A 26,006-nucleotide genomic window follows, 5' to 3' on the forward strand; every position below is an offset into this window, starting at 1 on the left:
TGTCTCTTTCTCAATCCATGCGAATGCCGCTGGCGCGGATCACGCCGGCCCATTTGGCGGTTTCGGCCTGCACAAAGCTCGAGAAGGCCTGCGCGCTGGAGCCTACGCCTTGTACACCCAGTTCGGCAAAGCGTTTCTGCATCTCGGGGCTGGCCACGATGGCGCGGGTTTCGGCCTCCAGCCGCTGCAGCACGGGCTGCGGTGTGCCCGCCGGGGCAAAGAGGCCATTCCACTCGTTCACCTCAAAACCGGCCAGGCCCGATTCGGCCATAGTCGGCAGCTGCTCCCAGCCATCGCTGCGCTGGGCGGAGGTGATCGCCAGCGCGCGCAGCTTGCCGCCTTTGACAAAGGGGCCACTGGCCGTGGTGGCGCTGAACATCACATCCACCTGGCCGCCGATCAGATCGGTCAGCGCCGGCGCGCCACCGCGATAGGGGATATGCGTCATCTCCAGCTTGGCGCCTTGCTTGTACAGCTCCGCCGCCAGATGCTGCGCGCCGCCGTTGCCGGCCGAGGCATAGCTGAGCTTGCCCGGCGCGGCCTGCGCGGCACGGCTCAGGTCGGCCACCGTATGCAGTGCCGAGCTGGCGGGCACCACCAGCAGCAAGGGCACCTGGTTGATCAGCGAGATCGGCGCGAAATCCTTGGCCGGCTGGTAGGGCAGTTTGGCAAACAGGCTGGGGTTGACGGTAAAGGCCGTCGCATCGAGCAGCAGCGTATAGCCGTCGGGCGCAGCCTTGGCCACCGCCGCCGCGCCAATCGTGCCGCTGCCGCCGGGGCGGTTGTCTACGATCACTTGCTGGCCTAGCCGGCTGCCCAGCTGGGTGGCCAAAAGTCGCGCGGTGTTGTCGGCATTGCCGCCGGGCGGGTAGGGCACGACGAGCTTGATGGGCTTGTCGGGCCAGGGGCTTTGCGCCTGGGCGGGCAGCGCGCCTGCCATGCCTGCTGCCAAGGCGATGCTGCCCAGCGCTTGGGCCGCAAGCGCCATCGGCCAGCGGCGGTTAAAAACCTGCTTCATCTTTGTCTCCTGTCTTTCAGGCGTTCCTTAACGGGTCGCATGCTTGCAGCCTCTTAGTGTTTGCTGGGGCCGGGTGCATGCCCGGCCCGTTGTTAGGCAAGGGCAAGCAACGCTGGCTTGCCCGTGATCCAGCCAGTGCCTCAGGCCGTGGCTGGCGCCTTGGCCAGCACGGCCAGCAGGTTCTGGGCTGCGCCCACGCCCATGTTCACGTAGGCATCGCTGGTCACGCCGCCGATGTGGGGGCTGAGGACAAAGTGCGGCTCGCGCTGGAAGGGGTGGCCGGCGGCCATCGGCTCCACCGCAAAGCTGTCCAGGCCCGCAGCCATCACCTGGCGCGCGCGCACGGCATCGAGCAAGGCAGCCTCGTCGATCAACCCGCCGCGCGCGGTGTTGACAACGATGACGCCACGCTTGCACTGCGCCAGGCTGCTGGCATTGAGCATGCCCCGGTTCTCTTCCGTCAGCGGGCAGTGCAGCGAGATCGCATCGGCCTCGCGCCAGAGGGTGTCCAGGTCCACGCTCTGCACATAGGCTGGCAGGTTCTTGGCAAAGGGGTCAAAGCCGATCACGCGCATGCCCAGCGCATCGGCCATCTTGGCAAAGCGCAGGCCGATGGCGCCCAGCCCTACCAGGCCAATGGTGCGGCCGCCCAGCTCCAGGCTCTTGTGCGTGGCCTTGTCCCAGTGGCCGGCATGCATGCGTGCATCGAGCGCCACGACGGACTTGGCGCAAGCCAGCAGCAGCGCCAAGGCCTGCTCGGCCACGGCCGCAGCATTGGCGCCCACGGCGGCCACGACCTCGATGCCACGTGCCTTGGCGGCCACCTTGTCGATGGTGTCGGTACCGCTGCCGTGCTTGGAGATGACCTTGAGCGACGGGGCCGCATCCATGACCGTTGCGCCGACCTTGCCGTAGCGCACGATGATGGCCACCGGGTCATATTGCCTCGCCAGCGCGACCAGGTCGTCTTCGGTCGGTGTCTTGCCGGCGTAGATGACTTCGTAGCCGCCAAGCAGGTTCAGTGCTTGCTGCGCCAGATCGGCGCCGGTGACGATGATGGCGGGTTTCACAGCGATTCTCCTTCCTGGAGCACGCCGGCCGCACGCAGTGCAGCAGGCAGCCATTTCGATGCCGTGTCGCCACGGGCAATGGCGTCGATACGGGCGGCTTCATCGGCCACCTTCTTGTCGGCCAGGGCCATCAACGCAGGCGCCTTGGCGCGCTCGATCACGACCACGCCATCGGCGTCGCCCACGACCAGGTCACCCGGGTTGACCGTGGTGCCACCGGCCGAGATCGGGTGGTTGATGCGGCCGGGCACAAACTTGGTGGGGCCAGCGGGGTTGAAGCCGGCGCTGAACACGGGGAAGTCCAGCTCCAGGATTTCGAGCTTGTCGCGGATCGCGCCGTCGACGATCACCCCTGCCAGGCCCCGCTTCTTGCAGGCGCTGAGCATCAAGGTGCCCATCAGCGCGGCCGTCTGGTCGCCCTTGCCATCGATCACCAGCACATCGCCGGGCTCGGCCAGCGCGATGGCGGCATGGATCATCAGGTTGTCGCCGGGGCGCACCTCGACCGTGAAGGCCGGGCCTGCGACCTGCATGTTTTGGTGGACGGGTGCCACCCGTGCATGCATGGTGCCGCGGCGGCCGGCCACGTCGGCCAGAATGGCGGCCTGGAAGCTGCTGGCCTTGGCAACGACGTCGGCGCTGACGCGCTCGATGTCACGGATGATGTCGGGAAGTTGGCTCATGGTGTTGGTCCGTTGGGAGGGATAAAAAAAATGGGGTGTCGGGAATGGCTGGCGCCTTATCGGCTTTGGTTACTCGGCCTTGATGTTTCCGTCTTTGATGACCTGGGCCCACTTGGCCGAATCGGCCTTTTGCAGCGCGCCCAGCTGCTGGGGTGTGCCACCCACCAGGCTGATGCCCAGCTTGTCGGCCAGTGCCACGACGGCGGGGTCTTTCAATGCCTGGTTGATGTCCTGGTTCAGGCGCTGCACAACGGCCTGGGGCGTCTTGGCCGGCGCAAACACGGCCTGCCATTGCTCGACGACAAAGTCCTTCATGCCCACTTCGCCCATCGTCGGCACATCAGGTAGCGCAGGCAGGCGCTTGGCAGAGGTAACGGCCAGCGCACGCAGCTTGCCGGCCTGCACATGGGGCAGTGCAGCGGCTACGGGCGCGAACATGAACTGCACCTGCTCGCCCAGGGTGTCCTGCAAGGCCGGGGTGTCGCCCTTGTAGGGGATGTGGATAAAGCGGGCGCCGGTCTGCTGCTGCAGCAGCTCGCCCTGCATCTGCAAGATGGTGCCGTTGCCGCCCGAGGCATAGGCCAGCTTGCCGGGCTGGGCCTTGCCGGCAGCGACCAGATCGGCCACCGTTTTGAAGGGCTGCTTGGCGCCCACGACCAGCATGTGCGGGATGGTGCCGAGGATGGCCACGGGCTCGAAGGCCGCAATGTGGTCATAGGGTAGCTTGCCCATCAGGTGCGGCGCAATCGCCTGCGGGCCGATCGAGGTGCCCAGCAAGGTGTAGCCATCGGGCGCGGCCTTGGCGACCCAGGCCGCACCGATGGTGCCGGTGGCGCCCGCCTTGTTTTCCACAATCACGTTGGTGCCCAGCGCCGTGCCAATGCGCTGCGCCACATTGCGGCCCAGCACATCGGTGCTGCCACCGGGCGGGTAGGGCACGACCCAGGTGATGACCTTGCCGGCAGGCCAGTCGCCTTGGGCCAACGCGGGCGTGGCGCCCAGGCTGGCCAGCAGCGCTGCGCCTGCAGCGGCAAGCAGGCCGCGGCGTGCGCGCTGTAGGGAGGGGGTAGTTGCTAGGAATGTGGTCATGTCAGTCTCCGAAGTGTTTTATGAATCGGCCAAGGGGCCAAAGCCGTAGAGCGCGGCCGGGTTGTCGACCAGCACGCGCTGCAGGGTGCCGCTGCCTGCGCTGTGCTGCGCCCAGTCGGCCAGGCGGTCGATCTGGCGCGCGTCATCGGGCATGGCTTGCACACCGGCGGAGGCAGTGGCATGGGGCCAGTCACTGCCCCATAGCACACGCTGGGGCGCTGCGCGCAGGTAGCTGGCGGCCAGCGCATCCAGCGCCGGGTCTTCCACGCTGTGCTGGTCGCTGACGATGTAGCCGCCCGACAGCTTGATCCAGGCCTGGCCGCGCTGCAGCAGCTCCAGCAGCAGACCGTGCGCAGCGCTGCCCGCCATGGCCGGCGCGATGCGGCCAAAGTGGTCAAACACTAACGGCACCGGCAGCTCGCGCAGCACGGCCGCCTGGCCCAGCAGCAGATCGGGCGCCATCAACAGCTGCAGGTGCCAGCCCAGCGGAGCAATGCGCTGGGCCAGCGGCCTGAGCGCCGCCACCGTGCCCGCCACGCCCAGCGACAGGTTGAGCCGCACGCCGCGCACGCCCAGGCGGTGCAGGCGCTGCAGCTGGGCATCGCTCTCCGTGCCGTCGATCACCGCCACACCCCGGGCCTGGCTGCCCAGCGCTGCCAGGCCTTCGAGCATGCAGCGGTTGTCCGTGCCATAGGTGGAGGGGGTGACCAGCACGGCACGCGTGGTGCCGATGCGCTGCTGCAGCGCGCGGTAGTCCTGCGCCGAGGCGTCGGGTGGCAGCAGCCTGGCGCCCGCTGCGCTGGGATAACGGCTGTCATACACATGGATATGGCAGTCGCAGGCGCCGTCGGGCAGCGGGGTGGAGGGTACGGCGGTACCTGCCGAGAAACGGACGGGCACAGCCAAGCTATCGCGGTGCATGGCGCGGGCTCTGGGTGAACGGGGTGGTGTTGGGGGAGGGGGGCTGGGCGCGGGCCGGTGTGCTTGCGGCCTTAGTTCAGGCTGGCGCCTGAGTCCTTGACGATCTTGGCCCAGCGGGGCACTTCGGCATGCATCAGCTTGCCAAAATCTTGCGCGCTGCCGCCCAGGATATCGCCGCCTTCGGAGCGCAGCTTCTCGACCACATCGGGCTCGGCCAGCGCGGCATTGATGGCTTTGTTGAGCTTTTGCACGATCGCATCTGGCGTGCCGGCCGGGGCCAGGATGCCAAACCAGGTAATGGCTTCAAAGCCCTTGCTGCCGGACTCGGCCATCGTTGGCGTGGAGGGCAACTCGCCCGAGCGCTGCTTGGAGGTCACCACCAGCGGCTGGAGCTTGTCATTGCGCACCTGGCCGATCAGGGAGGGGATCGATCCAACAAAGAGGTCGATCTGGCCGCCGGACAGGTCGGTGATCGCTTGCGCAATGCCTTTGTAGGGCACATGGCGCAGCTTGACGCCAGTGGCTTGCTCGATCTGGGTGACGGCCAGGTGGGCGACGGTGCCATTGCCGGCATAGCCCACGGTGACGGTATCGGGCTTGGCTTTTGCAGCCTTCAACACCTCGGCGATTGAATGCAGCGGGGTGCCTGCGCCACTCACCATCAGGATTGGCGACGAGGAGACGAGCGCGACCGGGGTCAGGTTCTTGAGCGGGTCGTAGGGCAGCTTTTTGTACAGCGCCGGGTTGATGGCCAGGTTGCTGGTCTGGCCCATCACCAGGGTGTAGCCATCGGGCGCGGCCTTGGCGGCGGCGTCCACCCCCAGGTTGCCACCGGCGCCGGGGCGGTTGTCCACGACGATGTTCCAGCCATTCTTCTCGGTAACCTTTTGCGCCACGGCGCGGGCAATCATGTCGGTGCCGCCGCCGGGCGGAAAGGGCACAAACAGGCGAATGGGCTTGGCCGGGTAGTTGCTTTGGGCGTAGGCACCGGTGGCTGCTGCCGCCAGTACCGCCGTGCCCAGCGCCAGGCGGCACAGGCGCGCCGAGATCGAAATCGCTCGTGTCGTGATCGTCATACGTTGTCTCCGTATCGTTGTGTTGGTGTGGCCTTTTGGTCTGGTGCCAATCGGTGCGCTACTTTAAAAAAAAGTTTCAAGGGGTACAATGCCGTTTCAACCAATGAAACACATTGCACCATGGGCAACCCGTATCAGCGCAAACCCGCAGCCCGATCCAAGGCGAAACCCGGCCCCGTTGTCACGCAGCTGGTGGAGGACGACCTAGTCGGTGCCGAGGCCGTTGCAAATGCGGGGCAAGAGGAGGGCGCATCGTCGACCAGCACCGTCACTGCGGTGTTGCGGGCGATGCAATTGATCGATGCCTTTGCGTTGGGCGAATCGCATCTGCCGCTGGCCGAGCTGAGCCGGCGCTGCGGCCTGCACAAGACCACGGCGCTGCGCATTGCGCGCACCCTGGCGCAGTCGGGCTACCTGGTGCAGCGGGAAGATGGCGATTGGCGCCTAGGCCCGGCAGCGGGCTGGCTGGGCGCGCGTTACCAAGCCGGTTTTGATGTGCAAAACGTGCTGGAGCCGGCGCTGCGCGCGCTGACGGTGGCCAGCGGCGAGAGCGCCGCCTTTTATGTGCGCGAAGGCCATGTGCGCACCTGCCTGGTGCGGGTGGAAGGCCCGCAGGCCTTGCGCCACCATGCGCGCATGGGCGAGGGGCTGCCGCTGGACAAGGGCTCGCCAGGGCGGGTGATTCTGGCGTTTTCGGGCGAGCCGGGCGACTTGTACGAAGCCATCCGCCAGCGCGGTTTTCACTGGTCGATTGGCGAGCGCGAGCAGGGCGTGGCCACCATCTCCGCGCCGGTGTTTGGCAAGCACTGGCGGCTTCTGGGCTCCGTCTGCGTCTCCGGCCCCGCCTCGCGCCTGCCACAGCAAAAGCTCGAAGAGATGTCCACGACGGTCATCGCAGCTGCCAACCAGCTGTCCTATGCGTTGGCGGGCAATACGGGGCCGTCTGCGACCCTGGTGCGGGCCAGCCACTGGCACCCCTGAGTCCTGCGCGGATGTGGCTGCGGCGTCCCTCGCGCGGCACGTCGAACGGGGGACTGCTGCAGCGGCTTAGCGCACCATGCAAGGGCGCTTGTTGTCAAAGCGCCAGCCCGGAACCAGGTACTGCATGGCAATCGCATCATCGCGGGCGCCCAGGCCGTGCTGCAGGTAGAGCTGGTGCGCGCGCTCGACGGCGTCCATGTCCAGCTCGATGCCCAGGCCGCCCTGTTGCGGCAGCTCGATATAGCCGCCCTTGATCTGCAGCGGCTGCTTGGTGAGGCCCTGGCCGTCTTGCCAGATCCAGTGCGTGTCGATGGCGGTGACCTTGCCGGGCGCGGCAGCGCCCACATGGGTGAACATGGCCAGCGACACATCGAAATGGTTGTTCGAGTGCGAGCCCCAGGTCAGGCCAAAGGCCTGGCAGAGCTGGGCCACGCGCACCGAGCCTGACAGCGTCCAGAAGTGCGGATCGGCCAGCGGAATATCGACCGATTGCAGCGACAGCGAATGCGCCATCTGGCGCCAGTCGGTGGCGACCATATTGGTGGCCGTGGGCAGTCCGGTCGCGCGGCGGAACTCGGCCATCACTTCACGGCCGGAGAAGCCCTCTTCTGCGCCGCAAGGGTCTTCGGCATAGGCGAGGATGCCGTGCAGATCGCGGGTGATGCGCACCGCATCCTTGAGCAACCAGCCGCCATTGGGGTCCAGGGTGATGCGGGCCTTCGGAAAGCGCTCATGCAATGCGCGGATGGCTTCGACCTCGTCCTCACCGCGCAGCACGCCACCCTTGAGCTTGAAATCCTCAAAGCCATAGCGCGCATAGGCGGCCTCGGCCAGGCGCACGATGGCCTGCGGGTCCATGGCTTTTTCATGGCGCAGGCGCTTCCAGTCATCGGCCTCGTCGGGAAAGCTTTGGTAGGGCAGGTCGGTCAGTTCGCGGTCGCCCACATAGAAGAGATAGCCCAGCATCTGCACCGAGGTGCGCTGCACGCCTTCGCCCAGCAGCGCAGCGACTGGCACGCCCAGGTGCTGGCCCAGCAGATCGAGCAGTGCCGATTCTGCTGCCGTCACCGCATGGATGGTGGTGCGCAGGTCAAAGGTCTGCAGCCCACGGCCTGCGCTGTCGCGGCCCGCAAAGTTGCTGCGCATCGCGTTGAGCATGGCGTTGTAGTTGCCCACCGGCTGGCCGAGGATCAGCTCGCGCGCGTCTTCCAGGGTATTGCGAATGCTCTCGCCACCCGGCACCTCGCCCACCCCTGTGCGGCCTGCGCTGTCGGTCAGGATCAGCAGGTTGCGGGTGAAGAACGGCGCATGGGCGCCGCTCAGGTTGAGCAGCATGCTGTCATGCCCGGCCACGGGCACCACGCGGTAGCCGGTGATGCGGGGGGTGGAAGAGGGCGACGCGGATGTGGTGGCTTGCATGGTGGGCTAAGGGTCAATGTTGGAGGTTGTGCAGCGGGCGTGTTGGGCTCGGGGGGCTGTTGCTTTGAGCCGCTAACACGGCCCAGCAAACCGCAGGTTTGCGGTTGAGACGAGGCGCCAAGTCGCAGACAGTACGGTAGTACGGCAAGGCTTGGCGCGGCCGGCCAGGCAACGACGTATCAAGGGTTGTGTTAGTGGCTCTTATTGTGCGGTGATGTTGCCGGTGGTGATGACCTGCTTCCAACGCGCAAACTCCTTGCGCTGGAACTCGGTAAAGGCCTCGGGGCTGTTGCCGACAATCTCCAGCCCCATGTCGGTGAACTGCTTGCTCACAGCTGGGTCGTGCAGCGCTTTGACAATGCCGTCGTGCAGCTTGGTTCGGACATCGGCGGGCAGGTTCTTCGGTGCGGCAAAGGCTTGCCAGGCATAGACGTCCATGCCATCGATGCCGGCTTCTGCCATCGTCGGCACATCGGGCAGCACGGCAGAGCGCTTGTTGCCCGTGACCGCAATGGCCTTGAGCTTGCCCGACTTGATATGGGGGAAGACGCTGTTGACGTTCTGGAAGGACATGTCCACCTGGCTGCCCAGCAAATCAGCGGTGGCCGGCGCGCCGCCCTTGTAGGGCACGTGCAGGCCCTTGGTGCCCGTCTTCTGCCAGAACAGCTCGGCAGTCAGGTGGTCCGACGATCCCGCGCCCGAGGTCGCAAAGCTGACCGTGTCGGGCTTGGCCTTGAGCATCGCGATGACATCCTGCACGTTGTTGACCTTGGGGGCGAGCTGGGGATTGACCACCAGCACATTGGCTGTTTGTACCGCCACCGTGATGTAGCTGAAGTCCCGCGTCGGGTCATAGGGCAGGCCCTTGATCAGATGGGGCGCCACCACGAGCGGTGCCAGCGACGAGACCAGCAAGGTATAGCCATCGGCCGGGGCGCGCGCCACCTGGGCGGCGCCAATGCTGCCGGTGGCGCCGGCCTTGTTTTCCACCACCACCGACTGGCCCCACTGCTGGCCCAGGTTGTTGCCAATTGCGCGCGCCACCGTGTCGGTCGCGCCGCCCGCAGGGAAGGGCACGATGATCGTGACTGGCTTGTCCGGCCAAGCCCAGGCACTGGGGCTGGCGGCCAAGGCCGCAGCGCTGGCGCAGACGAGGGCCGCTATCTTTTTCCATCCTGGTTTTGGGGTGGTGGTCATGCTTGTCTCCTGCATTTAAGACGTTGCTGAAATCTGGCTGAGCGATGCTTCGCTTCGAATAGTTAACGTTAACATTGCAATTTGTCGTATTGTTAACGTTAACTTTGGCTGAGAAATCAGTAATTACCCGACATTGCCAGGATGGCGGGGGTGTGAATTTCTACCGAGACAGCGCTGTTTAGCCGCTGCTGCGCTGGGTAATGGAAAAGCCGATATCGACACGCTGCGCATCGACGGGCTGGTCCAGGGTGCGGGCCACAATCATGTCGGCGGCCAACTGGCCAATGCGGGTGCCATCCAGCCGCACGGTGGTGAGGGGCGGGGCGGTGTCTTTGGCAAACTCCTGGTCGCCCAGACCGACAACAGCCAGGTCCTCGGGCACGCGCAGGCCCTGGTGCTGCGCCTCGACCAAGGCACCTAATGCCAAGGTATCAGAGCTGCAGAAAACGGCGGTCACCTCGGGCCGCTGGGCCAGTATCTCCACCAGGCCACGCCGGCCGCCACCCAAGGTGCTGGGCGCGGGCGTATAGGCCACCTTCACTTCGGGCAGGCCTGCCGCTTGCGCCGCTTGTGCATAGGCCGCCACGCGCACCCGGGCACGCGCATCATCGCCGCTGACCATGCCCAGTTGCCGGTGGCCCTTGGCGATGAAATGCGCCGCTACCGCCTGGCCAATGGCACTGTGCGAAAAGCCCACCAGCATGTCGATCGCCGTGTCGCTCAGGTCCCAGGTCTCGACCACCGGAATGCGCGAGGCCTGCAGCAGCGCCCGCCCTTCTTCGGAGGCGGCCATACCGATCATCACAATGCCATCGGGCCGGCGCTGGATGATGGCGCGGATCAAGTCCGCCTCTTGCGCGGCGTCATAGCCGGTGCGGCCAATCATCAGCTGGTAGCCGTGCTGGTTGAGCGCATGGTCGAGCGACTGGATCAGCTCTTGGAACACGGGCCCCACCAAGGTCGGCAGCAAGGCCGCCACCAGCCGCGCCCGCGACAGCCGCAGGCCACTGGCCAGCGCATTGGGCACATAGCGCATGCTGGCGATGGCATCGCGCACGCGCTGCAAGGTTTCGGGATTGAGCCGTTCGGGGTGGTTGATGGCCCGCGACACCGTCATCGCAGACACGCCCGCAGCGCGGGCTACATCTTGGATCTTGGACGGTCGGTCAGTGGGTTGCACGGGCAGGGATGATGGCGGCTGAAAGTGCCGCTATCGTAGTCCATGCTGGTGCTGCGGGGCGGTGCAGTGGGATTGGGATGGTATTTGAGCCAGCTTTGGCGGGCGGTAGTCGCCCCCTGCCAACCATACGCACTCAGAGGTTTAATGGCCGAGGATCCATTCACTTGCACTCCAGGATCTACCTATGAAGACTGCCACCATCCCATCCATCTGCGTCGAGCCCGCTTTCATGGACGAGGTGGCGCGTGCCTTGGCGCAGAACGAAAGCCTGGCGTCTTTTGTCGAGACCGCTGTCCGCCGCGAGATCCAGCAGCGGCAAGCACAGGCGGGATTGCTGCAGCGGGGATTGGCCGCCACGCGGCACAACAGTGCTGCTGCTGGCATCCCTGCACAGGTCGTGATTGCCCGCCTGGAGGCCAAGCTGGCCGCAGCCAGGCAGCGCAAATGAACCTCTCAATGTCAGACAGCTGGATCTCAACCCACCCGCCTTACCTCCAGCGCTGATACCGGCGCACGCGCAGGCCACAGCGCGACCAGCACCAGCAGCACCGCCACCAGCAGATAAGGCGCGCCCGGGTGCAGGTCATAGACCAGGGTGCCCACCAGGGGCCCCAGGATCATGCCCAGGCCATGGGCTGCGGCAACGGTACCGGCAGTGGCGCCTTGCTCATGCGCGCCCACGGCATTGGCGGCCAGTGCCATGACGGAGGGGAAGACCCAGCCCATGCCGGCGGCGCCTAAAAGGTAGCCGGCCCACAGCGCCCAGGGCGTGCTGGCCAGCAGCAGCGACGCAAAGCCCAGCGCAGACAGGGCGCAGCCGGCGCGGATCAGGCGCTGCGGGGTCCAGCCCAGTTTGCGCACGGCCAGCTGGGCGAGGATCAGGCCCACACCGACAACGGCCAGCGCTATGCCGGCGGCGCGGGCAGCGGCGCTGGCGTCCAGCTGCAGCCGGTCCAGCGCAAAAAAACCCACAACGACCTGGGCAATGGTCACGCTGAACATCGCGCAAAAGGCCACGGCCATCGGGCGGCGCAGGCGCGGGTCGCTGATCTTGAGGGGGCCGGTGGGCGGGTTGGCGTGCTGCTCGCTGCGCGGCAGCCAGCGCCACAGTACCAACAAGGCCAGGGCGGGCAGCACGGCGGTGATCAGCAGCGGCAGCTCCAGGCTGTGCGCGACCAACAGGCCGGTGACGCCGGGGCCCGCCACCATGCCGATGCCGCTGGCGGCGCCCAAGGTGGCCATGGCCGCCGCACGCTGCGGGCCGGGCACATGGTCGGCCACTAGCTGTGAAGGTTCAATAGGTTGTATCCGGTGTTCATCCGGGTTGGATTTGAGAGACTGGAAGTCGCCAAACACCCAACCCACTCAGGACAGCCAACCGGATGAACACTCATAAGCATGCCCGACTTACCTTTGCCCGGAGACTGGAGATGGTCAAACAGATGACCTTGCAAGGCCTGGATGCCTCTCAGGCCGGAGCCCTTCAAGGCGTCACCGCACAGACCGCTCGCAAGTGGCTGGGCCGCTACCTCTCGGGCGGCGAAGCAGCCCTGGCCGATGCTTCCTCCAGGCCCATTTGCTCTCCCAAAGCCATCTGCGAGTCCAAGGCCTTACTCATTGTTGAGCTACGCAAACGCCGCATGCTGCAGTCGCGCATTGCCAGCTACGCAGGCGTCTCGGCGTCCACCGTGAGCCGGGTATTGGCCCGTGCGGGCCTGTCTCGACTCAGCGATCTGCAGCCGTCCGAGCCCGTGGTTCGCTATGAGCACGATGCGCCTGGAGACATGCTGCACATCGATACCAAGAAGCTCGGGCGCATCGTTCGGCCCAGCCACCGCGTCACAGGCAATCGGCGCGATTCGGTCGATGGTGCGGGATGGGAGACACTGTTCGTGGCCATTGACGACCACGCACGCATTGCCTTTACCGCTATGCATCCGGACGAGAAAACGCCGCAAGCCGTCGCCTTTCTGCGCAACGCCGTGGCGTACTACGCGGGGCTTGGAGTGAGCATCAAACGCCTGCTGACCGACAACGGTGCGGCATTCCGCTCAAGGGAGTTCGCTGCGGCCTGCAACGCCTTGGGCGTGCAGCACAAGTTCACCAGGCCGTACCGGCCACAGACCAACGGCAAGGCCGAGCGATTCATCCAATCGGCGCTGCGCGAGTGGGCCTATGGTTGGACATACCAGAATTCAGCTGAGCGAACACAAGCCTTACATCGCTGGCAGCATTACTACAACTGGCACAGGCCTCACAGCGGCATTGGTCGAATTACCCCGATGGCCAGGCTCAAATCTGCAAACAACCTCTTGACAGTTCACAACTAGCGCTGCACCGGTGGCGGGCACGGCGGCATAAAAGCCCCCGGCCATGCCGCGCAGCAGCACCAGCCCGGCAAAGGCCAGCCACACGGGCGGCCGGCTGCGCAAGGCAAACACGATAAAGCTGCACAGCAATGCATAGCAGACCACAAAGCCGCCCAGGCCCCGCAGCAGGATGGGGCGCCGGCCCCAGCGGTCACTGGCCGCCCCCCAGCGCCGTGCCAGCAGTACCCAGGCCAGGCCCCCCACGGTCACCGCCATGCCGGCCTGCCAGGGCGCCAGCCCCAGCAGCCTGGCGATGGGGCCGATCAGCGCCACAAAGGACATCATCGACAAGGTGCAGACAAAGTTCTCGAACATCAGCGGCCGCATGCTGAAGCTGCGCACGGGCGCCGTGGACGGGGCCGCATCGGATGGGCGGGCGGGGCTCGCCGAGGTAGACGGGACGGGCATCAGACTCCTTCAATAACATGGTCTTTAAATGATAATCAATCTCATTTAATGATAAACTCGGTTCCTGTGATTTGCCCCTCTTGTGATGAACGTCATCCCGCCATGCGCGCCGTTTGCGGCGCTGCCAACGCCCTGGCGTTGTGGGGGCCAACGGGCAGCGGTGCCGCGTGCTTCTGCTGCTTTTCTTCCCTCCTTCGGGTGCAGCTGTCTGCATCTGCCTGACCATCCACCAACCCGCCATGAGCGCCACCATGACCACTTTGCATGCCGCGACCAGCGCCCGCCGTACCTTGCAACTCCGCCGCCCAGCTGTGCCACAGCCGCAGGACGCAGCCGATACGCCCGCTGCCTGCGAGGCCGAGTCCCATGCTGGCGAGCCACTCACCATTGCGCTGCAGCCCCGGCCGCTGAACGATGCCAACCTGCAGGTGCGCAGCGTGGACAGCGCCAGCCTGCTGGCCGGCCACAAGACCGTGCAGATCGCCCATAACGGCTCCGTCTACACCTTGCAGGCCACCAAGCTGGGCAAGCTGATCCTGACGAAGTAAAGCGCTCCACACCGCTGATAAAACACAGCCCGCTGGCATGCAATGGCCAGCGGGCTGTGGTGTTTGTGGGCTCTGGCAATGGCCAGAGCCTTTGTGGTGATCAGAACGACACGGTGGCCGACAAGCGGTAGGTGCGCGGCGCGCCCGGCATCACAAAGCCATCGTTGAACATGCCGATCCAGTAGTTCTTGTTGGTCAGGTTCTCCACGCTGGCGTTAAAGCGCACGGGCGTAGCGCCGAACTTGGTGGCATAGCGGGCCATCGCGTCGATGCGGTTCCACGAAGGCACCTTCAGGCGGTTGCCCGAGTCCGCCCATTGCGAGCCGGTATGGAACAGGCGCCCGCCCACCGACAGGCCTTGCACGGGGGTGTCCCAATCGAGGCCAATGCGGGTGCGCAGCTTGGGCACGCCATAGTTCTCCAGGCCGGTGTTGGTCTGCTTGGATTGGATGTACTCCACACCGCCCAGCAGCGCCGCGCTCTCGCTCAGCTTGCCAAACGCGCTCCACTCCAGCCCGCGCAGGCGCTGCTCGCCATCGAGCACCTGGAAGTTCGCGCTGTTGGTGACGATGGAGGGCTTCTTGATCTGGAAGGCGCTGATGGTGTGCGTGGTCTGACCGGCCTGCAGTTTCACACCCACTTCGCCTTGCTTGGTCTGCATCGGCGCGAGCGTGTCGCCCTGGTTGGCAAAGCCGGTGCCCACGGTGCGGCCGGGCTCCAGGCCTTCGGTGTAGTTGGCAAACAGCGCGATGTTCTCACCCCAGGGGCGTAGCACGCCGGCAACCATTGGCGAGGTGCGGCTTTCGCTGTAGTTGGAGGCCACGCCATTGACCAGCGGGGTCTTCACCGTCTGGTGGCGCAGGCCCAGGGTCAGCAACAGCTTTTCATCCCAAAAGCCCATGGTGTTGGCAATCGCCACCGAGCGGAATTCGTTCTCCGTCGTGTAGTCCTTGAAGGTGGGTGCTGCGGGGAAGGCGGGCTCCGTCGGCCGGTACATATTGGTCGTGTAGCAGTAGTTGCAGGCCGTGTTGACCGTGCCTTCCTTGTGCTTGAGGATGTTGAACGACAGCTGCAGGCGGTGCTGCACGCTGCCGGTGTCGAACTTGCCGATGACGCCCGCCTCGGCCGTGCGGCGCTCGGACTTGGTGTGCACGTTGTAGATCGCGCCGCGCGTGGTGCCGTCTGCGCCGGTCACAATGGCGCGCGTGCCAAACAGCAGGCCCTGGCCTTCGGCCTCCGACCCGCCCGCTGCCACATAGCCCTGCCAGTTTTTGCTGAAGTCAAACTCGGCCCGGGCCAGCAAGCCGCTGTTGTCGTACTTGCCATGCGTACCCTTGAACAGGTTCACATCCCCATCTGGCGGTGAGAGCAGGGTGCCCACACCGGGGATGGCTGCGCTGCCCAAAAAGCTGAACATGCCGGGGCTGCCGCCATCGATCTTGTTGACGCTGTTGTACAGATCCAGGTAGAGGCGGAAGTTGTCGCCCAGGTAATCGAGGCCCAGCGCGCCCACATTGCGCTTTTGCTTTTCGTCCTCGGCGCCCATATCGCCCGATCCATAGACGCCATTGAAGCGCAGGCCCAGGCGCTGCTCGGGCCCAAAGCGCTTGCCCACGTCGGCATGCAGCTGGTAGTACGAGTCCGACACATAGGTGGCGGTCAGGTCGGCAATCGGCTGGGCCAGCGCGCGCTTGGTCACCATATTGACCGAGCCGGCCACGCTGGCGAGCGGCGGCATGCCCGAGAGCAGCACATTGGGGCCGCGCATCACCTCGACCCGCTCGAACATCTCGATCGGCACCGAGTTGGCCGGCGCAATGCCGTAGAGGCCATTGGTCGCTATGTCCATCGCCGTCACATCGAGCCCGCGCAGGTTGAAGTTCTGCAGCAAATGGCCCTTGTTGGTGGTAAAGACCACCGCCGCATCGTTTTCCAGCACATCCTGCAGCGACAGCGCCGACCAGTCCTCGGCCAGCTCGCGTGTGTAGGCATTGACGTGCACGGGCGCCTCCATGATCGAGGTCGCCCCCAGAATGCCCAGCCGTGCCCCCTTGGCTGCCTTGCGCCCGGGCGCGAGCGCAGGGAGGTCTTCACGCTCATAGCGGTCGCGCACGGTGACCTGGGGCAGGTTGACGGGTGCGCTGGCCTCTGTGCTGGCGCCCGCCTCCTGCGCGGGTGCTGCTGATTGCGCTGGCTGGGCCTGCTGGGCCGATGCCCCAGCGCTGGCGGCAGCGGCCATCAAGGCCAGGACGATCAGGTTGGGTTGGTGTCTGAGTTGGGTTGTATGTGACATGAGAATGACGTTGCTATGACTTTAATGAACAAGAATCATTCTCAATCGTATTCATCAGATGTCATGTTTGCAACTTTTTGTTGTATTTATGGGATCACCCGCCGCTGAATTTGGTGCGAGCCCTGCGTCTGGAGACTCAGGTTCCGCTGTAAGCACGGGGCGAGGAAAGGTCCATATACTGATATGAATATCAGGAGATAAATTTGAATAAAGCCATGGGTATCCGTTCTACCGTTGTTGCTAGCGTGCTGGCGCTCGCAAGCAGCATGGGTTGGGCTGCTCGCAGTTTTACCCCCCAGGCCGGCACCTGGGCCATTACCGAAGAATTGGATGGAAAACCGGGCCGGGGCCTGGCGATTGATGTGCAAGGCAATACCTTCTTTATGCAGGTATTTGGCTATGAGACGAATGGCGACGCCACTTTCTACACGGCTACCGGGCAGATGGATGGCGACACCGTTACTGCACCGCTGATGCAGTACCAAGGGGGGCGCAGCTTTGGCAGTGATGCAAGGGATGCGGTCGCGTTGGAATCGCCGGGGAAAGTGACGGTGAGTTTTGCCAACGGGCTACAGGGGACGGTGCAGTTTCCTGGCGAGCCCGGGCGCGCGATTCAACGCTTTGAGATGAGAAGTGATGACTATGTGGCCCGCTATTGGAGCGCAGGTGAAACGCGGAGTTTTCTTGGGACGACGCTGGACTCCAATGCGCTTGCACACCGGCAAGTCCATATCAACATCGGCAAGCCGGCCCAAGATTTGCAGTGGCGGGTATGGATGCGTGGTTTTCATGGCGTTCCATGGAATACGTTCATCTGCACAAAGGCCGCAGACCAAGACATTTTCCGTTGCACCAACAGTGAACCTCAGCCCGCCGATGGCAATGAGCCCTATGTGCAGTCCATTGCGCTGCGTATTGTGAATGTGGATCTTGTTGCTGAGCTTGTCGTACTGGAACAAGGAGCAGTGCTTACTTATCCAGTCATGGGTACAGCTATAGGAGGGGGCTCCGGCTCCACCATCACTGGGTGCGCCTTCTGGCTGGATCTGTACATTGGCGATCAAATCAACTGCAACCTTTCAATCACCCCCAGCAGTGGCACTTGGTTGGTGGAGGATGAATGGACCTTCAAGCCAGGGCGTGGAATGGCCATCGATGTTCAAAATGGCATGGCCTTGGCGCAGGTATTTAACTATCTGCCAAGCGGGCGGCCGACCTTTCACATGGGAAGCGGAAGTTTCCAGAAAGCCCAGACCCAGTTAGCGCTGAATCGCTACCAAGGAGGCCGTGCACTGGGGGGACCACTCCAAAGTGCGGAACTGGCGGAGGCTGCCGGAGACTTGTCGCTGGCGTTCTTGTACGGCGGTACAAGCTCGAGGGCACTCAGTCGCGTACGCGGAACGGTAGCGCTGCCGAACGAGCCTCAAAAGCAGATGGTGCGGATGGCATTGGAGCCGGGTGCCGCAGACGCGCAAGGCTTGCTGGGGCAATGGTGGCTCAAATTCTCCACCTTGATTGCCCCGCAAGACACGGTCGCCGTGACTTTGTCGCGTGTGGAGGGTCTAGAAGCGGTGAGTGACGATGGCGCCATTCGATGCACCCGCGCTGATCCCGCCGTTCCGCGCAGGGCCACCTGTACCTGGATCCGTGATGGTGTGACTTCTACCGGTTATCTCTTTCAAGAGCCTGGCAACCGAAGTGGAACCGTGCTGCAGGTCCGCGACCGCCACGGCAACCTGATGGGTCTGGGCGCCGTCCCCTTGGAGTGATGCCAGCGATGGGGGATGGGGCAACCAGCCCTCTGCGCCCGATGCCGGGTGCACATCCCATTCTTAGGGGCGCTTCTTCCGCGTATCCGGCAAGAACGCGGTCGCCAGCCCCAGCAGCGGCAGGAACGAGGTCAGGCCATACACCCAGACGATGCCATGCACATCGGCCAGCTCTCCCAGGCCCGCGGCACCGACGCCGCCGATGCCGAACATCAATCCAAACATCAAACCCGAGACCAGGCCCACGCGGCCGGGCACGGCCTCTTGCGCATACACCACCAGTGCGGCAAAGGCGGACGACATCACCAGGCCGATGGCGATGGCGAGCACGGCGGTCCACACCAGGCCCACATAGGGCAGAGCCAGCGCAAACGGCGCCACGCCCAAAAACGAGATCCAGATAACGGCCTTGCGGCCGATGCGGTCACCGACCGGGCCGCCGGCAAAGGTGCCCGCTGCCACAGCGGCCAGGAACATGAAGAGAAACAGCTGGCTGCTTTGCACGCTCAGGTTAAAGCGCTCGATCAGGTAGAAGGTGAAGTAGTTCGTGAACGATGCGATATAGACAAACTTGGCGAACATCAAAATGCAGATCACCATGACGGCGCGGATGACGCCCACGCGGTTGAGGCCTTCACCCGCATGGTTCTTGGCCAGGCTCTGGGCCTTGGCGCTGCCGTTGTGGCGCACCCAGATGGTCAGGCGGTACAGCACAAAGATGGCGACCAGGGCGACCACCATGAACCAGGCCACCGCTGGCTGGCCATGGGGGATGACGATGGCCGCCGTCAGCAGCGGCCCAATGGCAGAGCCAGTATTGCCGCCCACCTGGAAGCTGGACTGCGCCGTGCCAAAGCGGCCGCCCGATGCCAGGCGCGCAATGCGCGAGGCCTCGGGATGGAAGGTGGCCGAGCCCACGCCCACCACGGCGGCGGCCACCAGCAGCATCTCGTAGCTCTGCGCGGTGGCCAACAGGCCAATGCCGATCAAGGTCATGCCCATGCCGGAGGGCAGCAGGTAGGGCTTGGGGTGCTTGTCGGTGTACATGCCAATCCATGGCTGCAACAGCGATGCGGTGACCTGGTAGACCAGCGCAATCACGCCAATCTGCCCAAAGCTGAGCGAAAAGCTCGCCTTGAGCATCGGAAAGATCGACGGCAGCATCGCCTGGATCATGTCGTTGAGCAGGTGGGCGAGCGCGGCGCCGCCCACAATCGGCAATAAAAAGCCGTGCTGCTGAGTATCTGCAGGTGCTGCAGCCAGTGCAGGCGAGGGGTTGAGGGTGGCGGTATCAGCGGTCATGGCGTCGGGCGGGCAAACCTGGGCAGGCAAAAAAATCAGGCAAGCGGCAAGCCTACGGGAAGATGCGCTGGCGCAATCGCGCAAGCAGGACAAGAAATATCGAATTTGTGCCAGTTGAGCGAATGACAGTCATTCGCGGGCAGGGTAGATGCGTGGCCGGCCGCCGCTTATGATGGCCATTCACTTCAACGCAAGGACGGCCCCCATGACACAGATTGCCCATCTTCGTGACGCGATAGCCGCGAGCCAGCTTTTGAACGACGTGCAAGCCGACGACGGCTTTGTGGTGGGCAGCGTGCGGTTCCATGCCGCAGGGGCCGATATCCATGTCAATGTCGACCCGGAGCTGGCCGACAACCCGGACATGGATGTCGATGCCCTTATCGCCAATACCCAGCGCTTTTTGGCGATGCCAGCCGATCAGTGGACGGCGCTGGTCCACGACATTGCGCTGGAGGTAGAAGAAGCCGTTGAAGACGATGAGGTGCAAGAGCCCACCGATCTGCGCAATGACCTGCGCCTGCATTCGGTGGCCGTTTTTGCCGATGCCGTGCTGCTGTCATTTGTCGCACCCAAGCAGTTTCCGCAGTGCTGGGTGCGGGCCCAGCTGTGCGAGGAGCTGCTGCTGGAAGACATCTCCATTGACGAGAACGATGGTGTGGACACCATCGAATTCAAGTCGCTCGATGATCTGCTGGACAACCTGAGCGCCAACAACGACAAGTAGCGCCCCGGCGCACCGGCGCACTGCAGCCCTCGTCCCAGGGCTGCGTGTGGGTTGCGCATCGCGCATCAGGCGGCCGAAGGCGCCGGCCCAAAATATTGCGGCACCCGCTGGACCAGTTCCTCGGCCGCTTCCCAGAACTGCTCGTCCAGTTCTTCAATCTGCTCAGACAAGTCACCGGCCACTGCGCGGTACACATCATCAATGGTGTTGACCTCGTCCGACTGGGCAATGGGGCCCACCAGGCGCCAGAACGCGGTGACTACCGCGAGCGTGGCGCTGGCCCGGATCTGGGCAAGCGCAGCCAGCGCCGCATCCATCTCGGCCATGCCCCAGTTGCCCAGAAACTGCAGCAGGCCGCCGTTGTAGCCATCGGCCACCAGGCGCCACAAGGCCACCAGCGCCCGGCTGCGGTGATTGAGCTGGTCCGCCTTCCAGTCCAAGGCCTTTAGCTCGGCCAACGCCGCTTCAAACAGCGCATCCTGCTCCAGTGTCCAGACATTGAGTGCGCCGTCAGCCGAGGTCTGACCGGCGCTGGGCCAGTTGACGCCGCGCCCGTCCGCGGTAGCCACCCATTGCGATCGCTCTTGCGCGTTCATCGCAAGCACCTTGGGCCCCACCCAGGACAGCGGAGCGGCCAGCTGGCGGCCGTCATCGAGCAGCAGCAAAACGCGCTTTTCTTCAAAGATGACGTCGGTGATCGGAGATCCGACGACGGCATGCCCGTCGTGCTTCATGCATGGCCTTTCCGGGGCGCAAACCTGCCCCCAACAGCGGATGAGTTTAAGGGAGATCCCGTTTCGGCGAGGGTGCTGCCCGCGCCTTATCTTGAGCGCCCTCCTACCCGTAAAGGCCCAACTGTAAACAACATGTAAACCTGGTGGTTTCAAATCATTGTTGCGTAACAGGTAAATCAAATTTTGATATTTGTTTTAATCCAAACTTCTTTGCTTAATGCAGAAATGAATATCATTTTTCATTTATATATTTCATTATTACAAGTCGCTGATTGTAATTTTTAAAAGAGAATGTTTGGAGTGTCTCTCGTACTATATTTGCCGTAAATTTCTGCATCCACGCCACCTTGCTTGCCGCCCACCCTTGCTGCCATTGGCGCAGGTGCGCGCTGCTGGCTGGGCTGGCCACGCCAGGCCGCTTTCAAGATCCCCGTGCATTTGCAAGCGCAGAAAAATCCACGGAAACCTGGCGTCCGATATGGAAAGGGATTTGTGCGCAATATATGATTAATAGTGAGATTAAAGTCCCACATGTAATGATCGTCGATCGCGATCTACAGCAACTTCGTCTTCTGGTCACCGCACTGCGCAGCCGCTCTTACACCGTCAGCGTCATTGAGAATGAGAGCCAGGTCTACACCCGCATTCTTTTAAAGCCTCCTGATCTGGTATTGATGGATGTGCGCTTGCCTGACCGCAGTAATATCAAGGTGGCCAGATTGCTCCAAGAGAATGCATCCACCCGCTATATACCCATCCTATTTATCTCTGCGCTGTCTGATAAAGAAGACCGGCTGCTTGGGCTTCGTGCTGGAGCTGTCGACTATATATTGAAGCCCTATTATGTGGATGAGGTGCTGGAGAGGGTTCGCATTCACATTGCGCTGGCGCGTAAAAGAACCGGATTGGAGCAGCATACAGCGGATGCGGTGAGGGCATGGCATATACCTTCGGGAATCCTGTCGGCCAATATGAGCATCAAGCAGGTAGCGACCGAATTCATAATCCATCACCTCAGTGACTCGACGCTAAAAGGCGGTAATGTGGCTGCCAGCCTGGGTTTGTCCACCCACCGCCTAAATATGGTATTTGAGGCCACCGTGGGCATGACGGTCTTTGAATATATTCGCAAAGAGCGAATGTCCAGGGCCGCAATGATGCTGGAGACCGGCTCACTGGGGGTCGCCGACATTGCGACCGAAGTCGGCTATGCCAACTCCGGCAACTTTTCCACCGAGTTCAAGAAGTTCTGGAAAAGGTCGCCCAAGCAGTACCGCATGGCATTCCAGGCGCAGGGGGCACCGGTGCCAAGCCAGCCGTCAGAAGATAAACCGGAGTAGCAACCGGTGTGCCGCACGTCTTGACGTTCAAGTGCTCAATCTGCGGATGAATCGCGAGATAAACCTATGCGGATCACCGCACTCCACCGAGCCCCTCTTCGCCGCGTGACTCCGCATACGAAAGTCTGGACAAGCACTACCGACACGACCAAAAAAATGCCAGTCAGCATGTCACTGACTGGCACCGGTTTGAAGGCCGATCAGCGATCAGGCACTGTGCTTGCGTGCACGCCCCATGCCGAGCATGGCCAGGCCTGTGGCAAGTACCAGCAGTGCCCAGGTGGACAGCGACGGAACCGCAGTGGGCACGGGGACCGCGCGAATCGTGATCTCGTGGCTCAGCTTGCTGTCAACGCCCGAAGCGCTGACGGCAGACGATCCCACTTCCGTTGGCTTGCCCTCGACCACACAGGTGACCACAGCCCCTTCTGGGATGGTGGAGGGCGATGTCCAGCCGGTGGCAGCCGGGGCAGCGGGCGTGACGATGGTGCAAGCGCCAGGCCCTTGGGTGATGCCGGCAGGCAGGCCGGAGACGGCGCAGTTGGCCCCCGCCTGGTCTGCACTGCCCCGGTTGCTGCAGCTGTAGCTGCCTTGGTAGGGAGTGCCGACCGTTCCCGTCGACGGCAATCCGCTCAGATCGACCACGACATCCGCAGCGCCCACGACGGTGATGTCCTGGGTCGCCGTGTTGTTGCTCAGGTCGCGGTCTCCCGTCGTGCCGGTGGTGCCCGTCGTTGTCGTCGTTTTCTTCACATTGGCGGGTGTGCCGCCCACCTCACAAGTGACGACCGCGCCTTGCGCGATGAGGTTCCCTGCGGTCCAGGCTGCGCTGTCGGGGCTTACCGTGCAAGCCTGGATGCTGAGCCCATCTGGCAGCGGGCCGGTGGTGCAAGCCGTCGCAGACAATGCATCGGCATCGCCCAGGTTGCTGCAGCGCAATTGCCCTTGGTAAGGCACGCCGACCGTCGCGGTGGCCGGCAGTCCGGACAGGTCGATGGCCAGATCGGGTGCCGTGACCGTCATCGTGACCTCAGCCGTTGCGCACTTGGTCTGGTTGGGCGCTGGCAAGCAAACGTCGTAGCTAAAGGTATCGACGCCCACGAAACCAATGGCAGGCGTGTAAATAAACTTCCCAGGATTTGCCGGATCGGCCGCAATCGTTCCGCCGTTGGCCGACGTGGTCTGCGCGGTGACCGAGCTGCCCTCCAGCACATGGGGATCGTTGTCCGTCAGATCCAATGAGCCCGAGGGCGTGTTGATCCGCGTAGTACCCGAATCGTTGACCGTAGCCGGCGGATCCTCAAAAGTATTGGTGATCTTGGTGGGCACCCAGGTTTGGGGCAACTCCGTTTCTGCAGGCAGTCCTGGCAGCTTCTCTTCGCGCACTGCGATGTTGTCCAGCTCAAAGCCGGCACCCCAAAAGCGTATCTTCTTGATGGTGGTGGAGCCGAAAGCGGTAGTGTCCTTGAGCACATAGTTCAGATACACATAGGGCTCAGCGTTGTTCCCCTCGATAAAGGGATTGCCGTTGTATTGCGCTCTGCTGTAGGTGATGTTCTGGTCCAAGGCCTTCATCGTGAGGTTGGAGGGCGAATTCAAAAACGCCATCAGATCGTCGGTGGTCATCGCCGTCAGCACGTTGTCGTTCTCATCGAGCAACTCCACGTTGTTGCCGTTGGAGCCTGCGGACCACCAGAAGCCGACATAGCGCGCAGGGTTGGTCAAGGTCACCGTGACGCCTACCGGTGTGCCGGTTGTCCCTGCATTGAGAAAGTTGGAACCACCACTGCCCATTACCGTGCCGGTGCCTGCGCCGCCATACACATTGGCAGCGGCCACATTGGTATTGCCGCCGGCGCCCACCTGGTACGTTCCGATAGCCCAGTTGCCGGATGTTTTAGTGCCCAGGGTCTCGCCGTTGAATGTTTCGATGGTGTACGACTGCTTGTAAGCGTCGGACCAAGGCAGAGCGCCTTCGGGCACCGCTGCGTTGAGAGCCGCATTGCGGACGGGTTCAGAGATATAAAGCGTCAGCTCACTGGCCTGGGCATTCCAGGCGCTCATTCCAGCCAGGCAGGCAAGGGCCAAAGCCGCAGAAGTTTTTGTCATAGACCTTGTGAATAATTTAGAAAACAAAATCTTCGATATGAATCGCCTTTGTCTTTTTTCGGGACGAGTCATTTCCCTCGCACATCGAAAGGCGAGTCGCGGTGGTTCGGGCTTTAGATCCGTGGATACGCCCAGCTGGCAGAGAGCAGGGGGCGGTTGAGGAGATCCATGGCCTGGGTTCGGCTTGCCGTCAGCGGATGCTGCTGTGCAGCGCGAGGGAGATTCGAAGCGATGGATTGTAGAACAAAAGGAACATTTACTGACAAAATTTACAATTGGGCGAAATGCTGCAGAAGGTGCTGCCCAGCGGCCATCTGCCTTGCGCCACGGTTGCGCAGGGCGCAAACGCCGCCCACCGCAGGCCCCATCAACGGGGCACCGATGCCTGAGGACTGCCTTGCATCCACACCACAAAGGCCCCCAAGCGCGCATCGAACCCTGCCGCAGATGCGTTGGGCGCTTAGAACAGGTTCTTTGGCCTGCTGCACAAAGAAATGGGCTTGGCTGGCCATATCTGGAAAGCGCTCCGAGAACTACCGCGCATAGTCATCCAGCGACCGGGGCTAGTACCCGCCTGGACTGCCCATAGCCACGGGGCAGTCCATAGATAGGCTGATTTCGGCTACCTGGCCAAGGGCAGTCCAAGCAAAAGGCCCATGCAGGCCATGAAGCAGTGGCATCCAACGCATCCTGAACGGTTCAATAGGCGGCCCTATGAGGGTCAGGGATGCACCAGCTAGCCCGAATAGGTGGGCCGATGGCATTGCATTCCTGAGGCAGGCGAATGGCAAAAAGGCGCGCGTTTCAGCCATCCGTACACCGGCAAGAGATCAAAACTCGTCACCGCTTGATACGCATACCACGCTAACAAGGGATGACGTTCTATCTATGACCTAAGCGTGCGAGCAGGGAAGTTGCAAATTCAGCTAACTGAAGCCAGATGGCAGTTATGTTTTGAGAGTATCTATCGCGATTTTTGGCTAGTTCGTGGTGTTAGTAAATGCTGGAATCAGTAAATCTTCAATTCTAAAGTCGCTCTTAATTATTACCAGATGTAGCTGATCTTGCGCGTATATGCCCACTGCGACTCAGTATGCATCAGGGCAATGAGAATTTGTGCAACAGCATAAATTTATCTCAGAATTCATTTGAGTCGATCACCTGATTAATTGTTTACAAATCCATATTGAGAATTCAATGTCGGTATTTAAGTTTTTAATCGGCTAATACTCATAGTTAATAATTATTGAGTGTTTGACGTTGGTTAAAAATAGGTTTAAATTTTTGGTCAGAGGGTTGATAAAAAACCTTGAAAAGTTCTCGCCAGAATGTACGTCAAACAACCCATTGGGCTTGGGGCGCCACCACTTGCAGCCGTTGCGCACATGAGCAAAGGATGTGGTACGCAATGCTTAAAGTAACTGCGGATAGATAAAAAAGAGATTTGATGGCTGGAAAATGATATCGCCATAGCGTGTTTGCATTGATAGTGGCATACGCCCACACCGGCTTTTCTCAAGAAGTCATGCTTGATTTGTTCGAAGATCCCAGATCTGTATCTCAGTCGTGATTATATTGATAAAAACGGCAGTCGAAATATTGATCCATTTAATGGATTTCTGCAATGCCAATACGGGGAGCTCCATCGTCCCAGAAATGATGGTTTTGATCTTCAGGTGAGAAGGACTGCCGACGGTTCTTCTATTGAGTCGCTGAAACCTGCAGCCTGCGACTAATCATCAGGTGCGGGCATCGGGTGGAGTATTTATTTCG

22 protein-coding genes are annotated in these 26,006 nt (G+C 62.5%); 7 read left to right on the plus strand and 15 right to left on the minus strand.

Annotated elements, in window-relative coordinates; genetic code table 11:
• Window positions 1-10: 10 nt before the first annotated feature.
• The 6 genes from ACPEE1_RS09445 to ACPEE1_RS09470 form a co-directional block, all read right to left on the minus strand.
• Window positions 11-988, minus strand: coding sequence for a tripartite tricarboxylate transporter substrate binding protein (locus ACPEE1_RS09445; protein ID WP_207788040.1), 978 nt, complete (start codon window positions 986-988; stop codon window positions 11-13).
• A 170-nt stretch (window positions 989-1,158) separates the two neighbouring features.
• Complete coding sequence (locus ACPEE1_RS09450) at window positions 1,159-2,088, minus strand: NAD(P)-dependent oxidoreductase (RefSeq protein WP_116924290.1); 930 nt, start codon at window positions 2,086-2,088, stop codon at window positions 1,159-1,161.
• Window positions 2,085-2,771 (minus strand): RraA family protein, encoded by a 687-nt coding sequence (locus ACPEE1_RS09455; protein WP_260719784.1) that lies wholly within the window; start codon window positions 2,769-2,771, stop codon window positions 2,085-2,087. Before ACPEE1_RS09455 ends, ACPEE1_RS09450 begins: the two co-directional genes overlap by 4 nt.
• Window positions 2,772-2,840: 69 nt before the next feature.
• Complete coding sequence (locus ACPEE1_RS09460; RefSeq protein ID WP_182342351.1) at window positions 2,841-3,860, minus strand: Bug family tripartite tricarboxylate transporter substrate binding protein; 1,020 nt, start codon at window positions 3,858-3,860, stop codon at window positions 2,841-2,843.
• An 18-nt stretch (window positions 3,861-3,878) separates the two neighbouring features.
• Window positions 3,879-4,781, minus strand: coding sequence for an amidohydrolase family protein (locus tag ACPEE1_RS09465; protein ID WP_260719783.1), 903 nt, complete (start codon window positions 4,779-4,781; stop codon window positions 3,879-3,881).
• 71 nt (window positions 4,782-4,852) lie between these two features.
• Window positions 4,853-5,857: a tripartite tricarboxylate transporter substrate binding protein gene (locus ACPEE1_RS09470; protein WP_260719782.1), complete on the minus strand. Its 1,005-nt coding sequence runs from the start codon at window positions 5,855-5,857 to the stop codon at window positions 4,853-4,855.
• A gap of 120 nt (window positions 5,858-5,977) precedes the next feature.
• Here ACPEE1_RS09470 and ACPEE1_RS09475 point away from each other — a divergent pair, with 120 nt between their 5' ends.
• On the plus strand, window positions 5,978-6,838 hold the full coding sequence (locus tag ACPEE1_RS09475) for an IclR family transcriptional regulator (protein ID WP_260719781.1): 861 nt from the start codon (window positions 5,978-5,980) through the stop codon (window positions 6,836-6,838).
• Between the two features lie 66 nt (window positions 6,839-6,904).
• Here the strand turns inward: ACPEE1_RS09475 and gudD are convergent, their stop codons facing one another.
• From gudD to ACPEE1_RS09490, 3 genes are all read right to left on the minus strand, one after another.
• Window positions 6,905-8,257, minus strand: a complete 1,353-nt coding sequence (gene gudD / locus ACPEE1_RS09480) for a glucarate dehydratase (RefSeq protein ID WP_116924285.1) — start codon at window positions 8,255-8,257, stop codon at window positions 6,905-6,907.
• Window positions 8,258-8,458: 201 nt separating this feature from the next.
• Window positions 8,459-9,454: a Bug family tripartite tricarboxylate transporter substrate binding protein gene (locus ACPEE1_RS09485; protein WP_260719780.1), complete on the minus strand. Its 996-nt coding sequence runs from the start codon at window positions 9,452-9,454 to the stop codon at window positions 8,459-8,461.
• A 178-nt stretch (window positions 9,455-9,632) separates the two neighbouring features.
• Window positions 9,633-10,634, minus strand: a complete 1,002-nt coding sequence (locus tag ACPEE1_RS09490) for a LacI family DNA-binding transcriptional regulator (RefSeq protein WP_232539383.1) — start codon at window positions 10,632-10,634, stop codon at window positions 9,633-9,635.
• 184 nt (window positions 10,635-10,818) lie between these two features.
• On the opposite strand from ACPEE1_RS09490, the gene ACPEE1_RS09495 reads away from it, so the two are divergent.
• The gene (locus ACPEE1_RS09495) at window positions 10,819-11,082 is read left to right on the plus strand and encodes a YlcI/YnfO family protein (RefSeq protein WP_182342337.1); all 264 of its coding nucleotides are present in this window, start codon (window positions 10,819-10,821) and stop codon (window positions 11,080-11,082) included.
• 26 nt (window positions 11,083-11,108) lie between these two features.
• Here ACPEE1_RS09495 and ACPEE1_RS09500 read toward each other — a convergent pair whose 3' ends face one another.
• A complete protein-coding gene (locus ACPEE1_RS09500) occupies window positions 11,109-11,915 on the minus strand; it encodes an MFS transporter (protein WP_423936140.1) in 807 nt (268 codons plus the stop codon).
• Between the two features lie 101 nt (window positions 11,916-12,016).
• On the opposite strand from ACPEE1_RS09500, the gene ACPEE1_RS09505 reads away from it, so the two are divergent.
• Window positions 12,017-12,964, plus strand: a complete 948-nt coding sequence (locus ACPEE1_RS09505) for an IS481 family transposase (protein WP_423936142.1) — start codon at window positions 12,017-12,019, stop codon at window positions 12,962-12,964.
• Here the strand turns inward: ACPEE1_RS09505 and ACPEE1_RS09510 are convergent.
• Window positions 12,851-13,411 (minus strand): MFS transporter, encoded by a 561-nt coding sequence (locus ACPEE1_RS09510; RefSeq protein ID WP_423936144.1) that lies wholly within the window; start codon window positions 13,409-13,411, stop codon window positions 12,851-12,853. The two genes, ACPEE1_RS09505 and ACPEE1_RS09510, sit on opposite strands and share 114 nt — an antisense overlap.
• 251 nt (window positions 13,412-13,662) lie before the next feature.
• Between ACPEE1_RS09510 and ACPEE1_RS09515 the strand changes: the two genes are divergently transcribed.
• On the plus strand, window positions 13,663-13,959 hold the full coding sequence (locus ACPEE1_RS09515; RefSeq protein ID WP_232539382.1) for a hemin uptake protein HemP: 297 nt from the start codon (window positions 13,663-13,665) through the stop codon (window positions 13,957-13,959).
• Window positions 13,960-14,059: 100 nt separating this feature from the next.
• Here the strand turns inward: ACPEE1_RS09515 and ACPEE1_RS09520 are convergent, their stop codons facing one another.
• Window positions 14,060-16,252 carry a TonB-dependent receptor gene (locus tag ACPEE1_RS09520; RefSeq protein ID WP_182342330.1) on the minus strand — a complete coding sequence of 731 codons (2,193 nt, stop codon included), beginning with the start codon at window positions 16,250-16,252 and terminating at the stop codon, window positions 14,060-14,062.
• A 203-nt stretch (window positions 16,253-16,455) separates the two neighbouring features.
• On the opposite strand from ACPEE1_RS09520, the gene ACPEE1_RS09525 reads away from it, so the two are divergent.
• Complete coding sequence (locus ACPEE1_RS09525) at window positions 16,456-18,021, plus strand: hypothetical protein (RefSeq protein ID WP_182342327.1); 1,566 nt, start codon at window positions 16,456-16,458, stop codon at window positions 18,019-18,021.
• Between the two features lie 63 nt (window positions 18,022-18,084).
• Here the strand turns inward: ACPEE1_RS09525 and ACPEE1_RS09530 are convergent, their stop codons facing one another.
• Window positions 18,085-19,323 (minus strand): MFS transporter, encoded by a 1,239-nt coding sequence (locus tag ACPEE1_RS09530; RefSeq protein WP_182342324.1) that lies wholly within the window; start codon window positions 19,321-19,323, stop codon window positions 18,085-18,087.
• Between the two features lie 205 nt (window positions 19,324-19,528).
• Here ACPEE1_RS09530 and ACPEE1_RS09535 point away from each other — a divergent pair, with 205 nt between their 5' ends.
• Window positions 19,529-20,050 carry a hypothetical protein gene (locus ACPEE1_RS09535; RefSeq protein ID WP_260719777.1) on the plus strand — a complete coding sequence of 174 codons (522 nt, stop codon included), beginning with the start codon at window positions 19,529-19,531 and terminating at the stop codon, window positions 20,048-20,050.
• A gap of 65 nt (window positions 20,051-20,115) precedes the next feature.
• Here ACPEE1_RS09535 and ACPEE1_RS09540 read toward each other — a convergent pair whose 3' ends face one another.
• Complete coding sequence (locus ACPEE1_RS09540) at window positions 20,116-20,784, minus strand: DMP19 family protein (RefSeq protein WP_116924277.1); 669 nt, start codon at window positions 20,782-20,784, stop codon at window positions 20,116-20,118.
• Window positions 20,785-21,131: 347 nt separating this feature from the next.
• Between ACPEE1_RS09540 and ACPEE1_RS09545 the strand changes: the two genes are divergently transcribed.
• Window positions 21,132-22,124 (plus strand): helix-turn-helix domain-containing protein, encoded by a 993-nt coding sequence (locus ACPEE1_RS09545; protein ID WP_182342315.1) that lies wholly within the window; start codon window positions 21,132-21,134, stop codon window positions 22,122-22,124.
• Window positions 22,125-22,331: 207 nt separating this feature from the next.
• Here ACPEE1_RS09545 and ACPEE1_RS09550 read toward each other — a convergent pair whose 3' ends face one another.
• Window positions 22,332-24,188, minus strand: coding sequence for an Ig-like domain-containing protein (locus ACPEE1_RS09550; protein WP_423936148.1), 1,857 nt, complete (start codon window positions 24,186-24,188; stop codon window positions 22,332-22,334).
• Between the last annotated feature and the right edge of the window lie 1,818 nt (window positions 24,189-26,006).

It is taken from the genome of Comamonas sp. 23, assembly GCF_049601575.1.
Classification (GTDB): Bacteria; Pseudomonadota; Gammaproteobacteria; order Burkholderiales; family Burkholderiaceae_C; genus Comamonas; species Comamonas squillarum.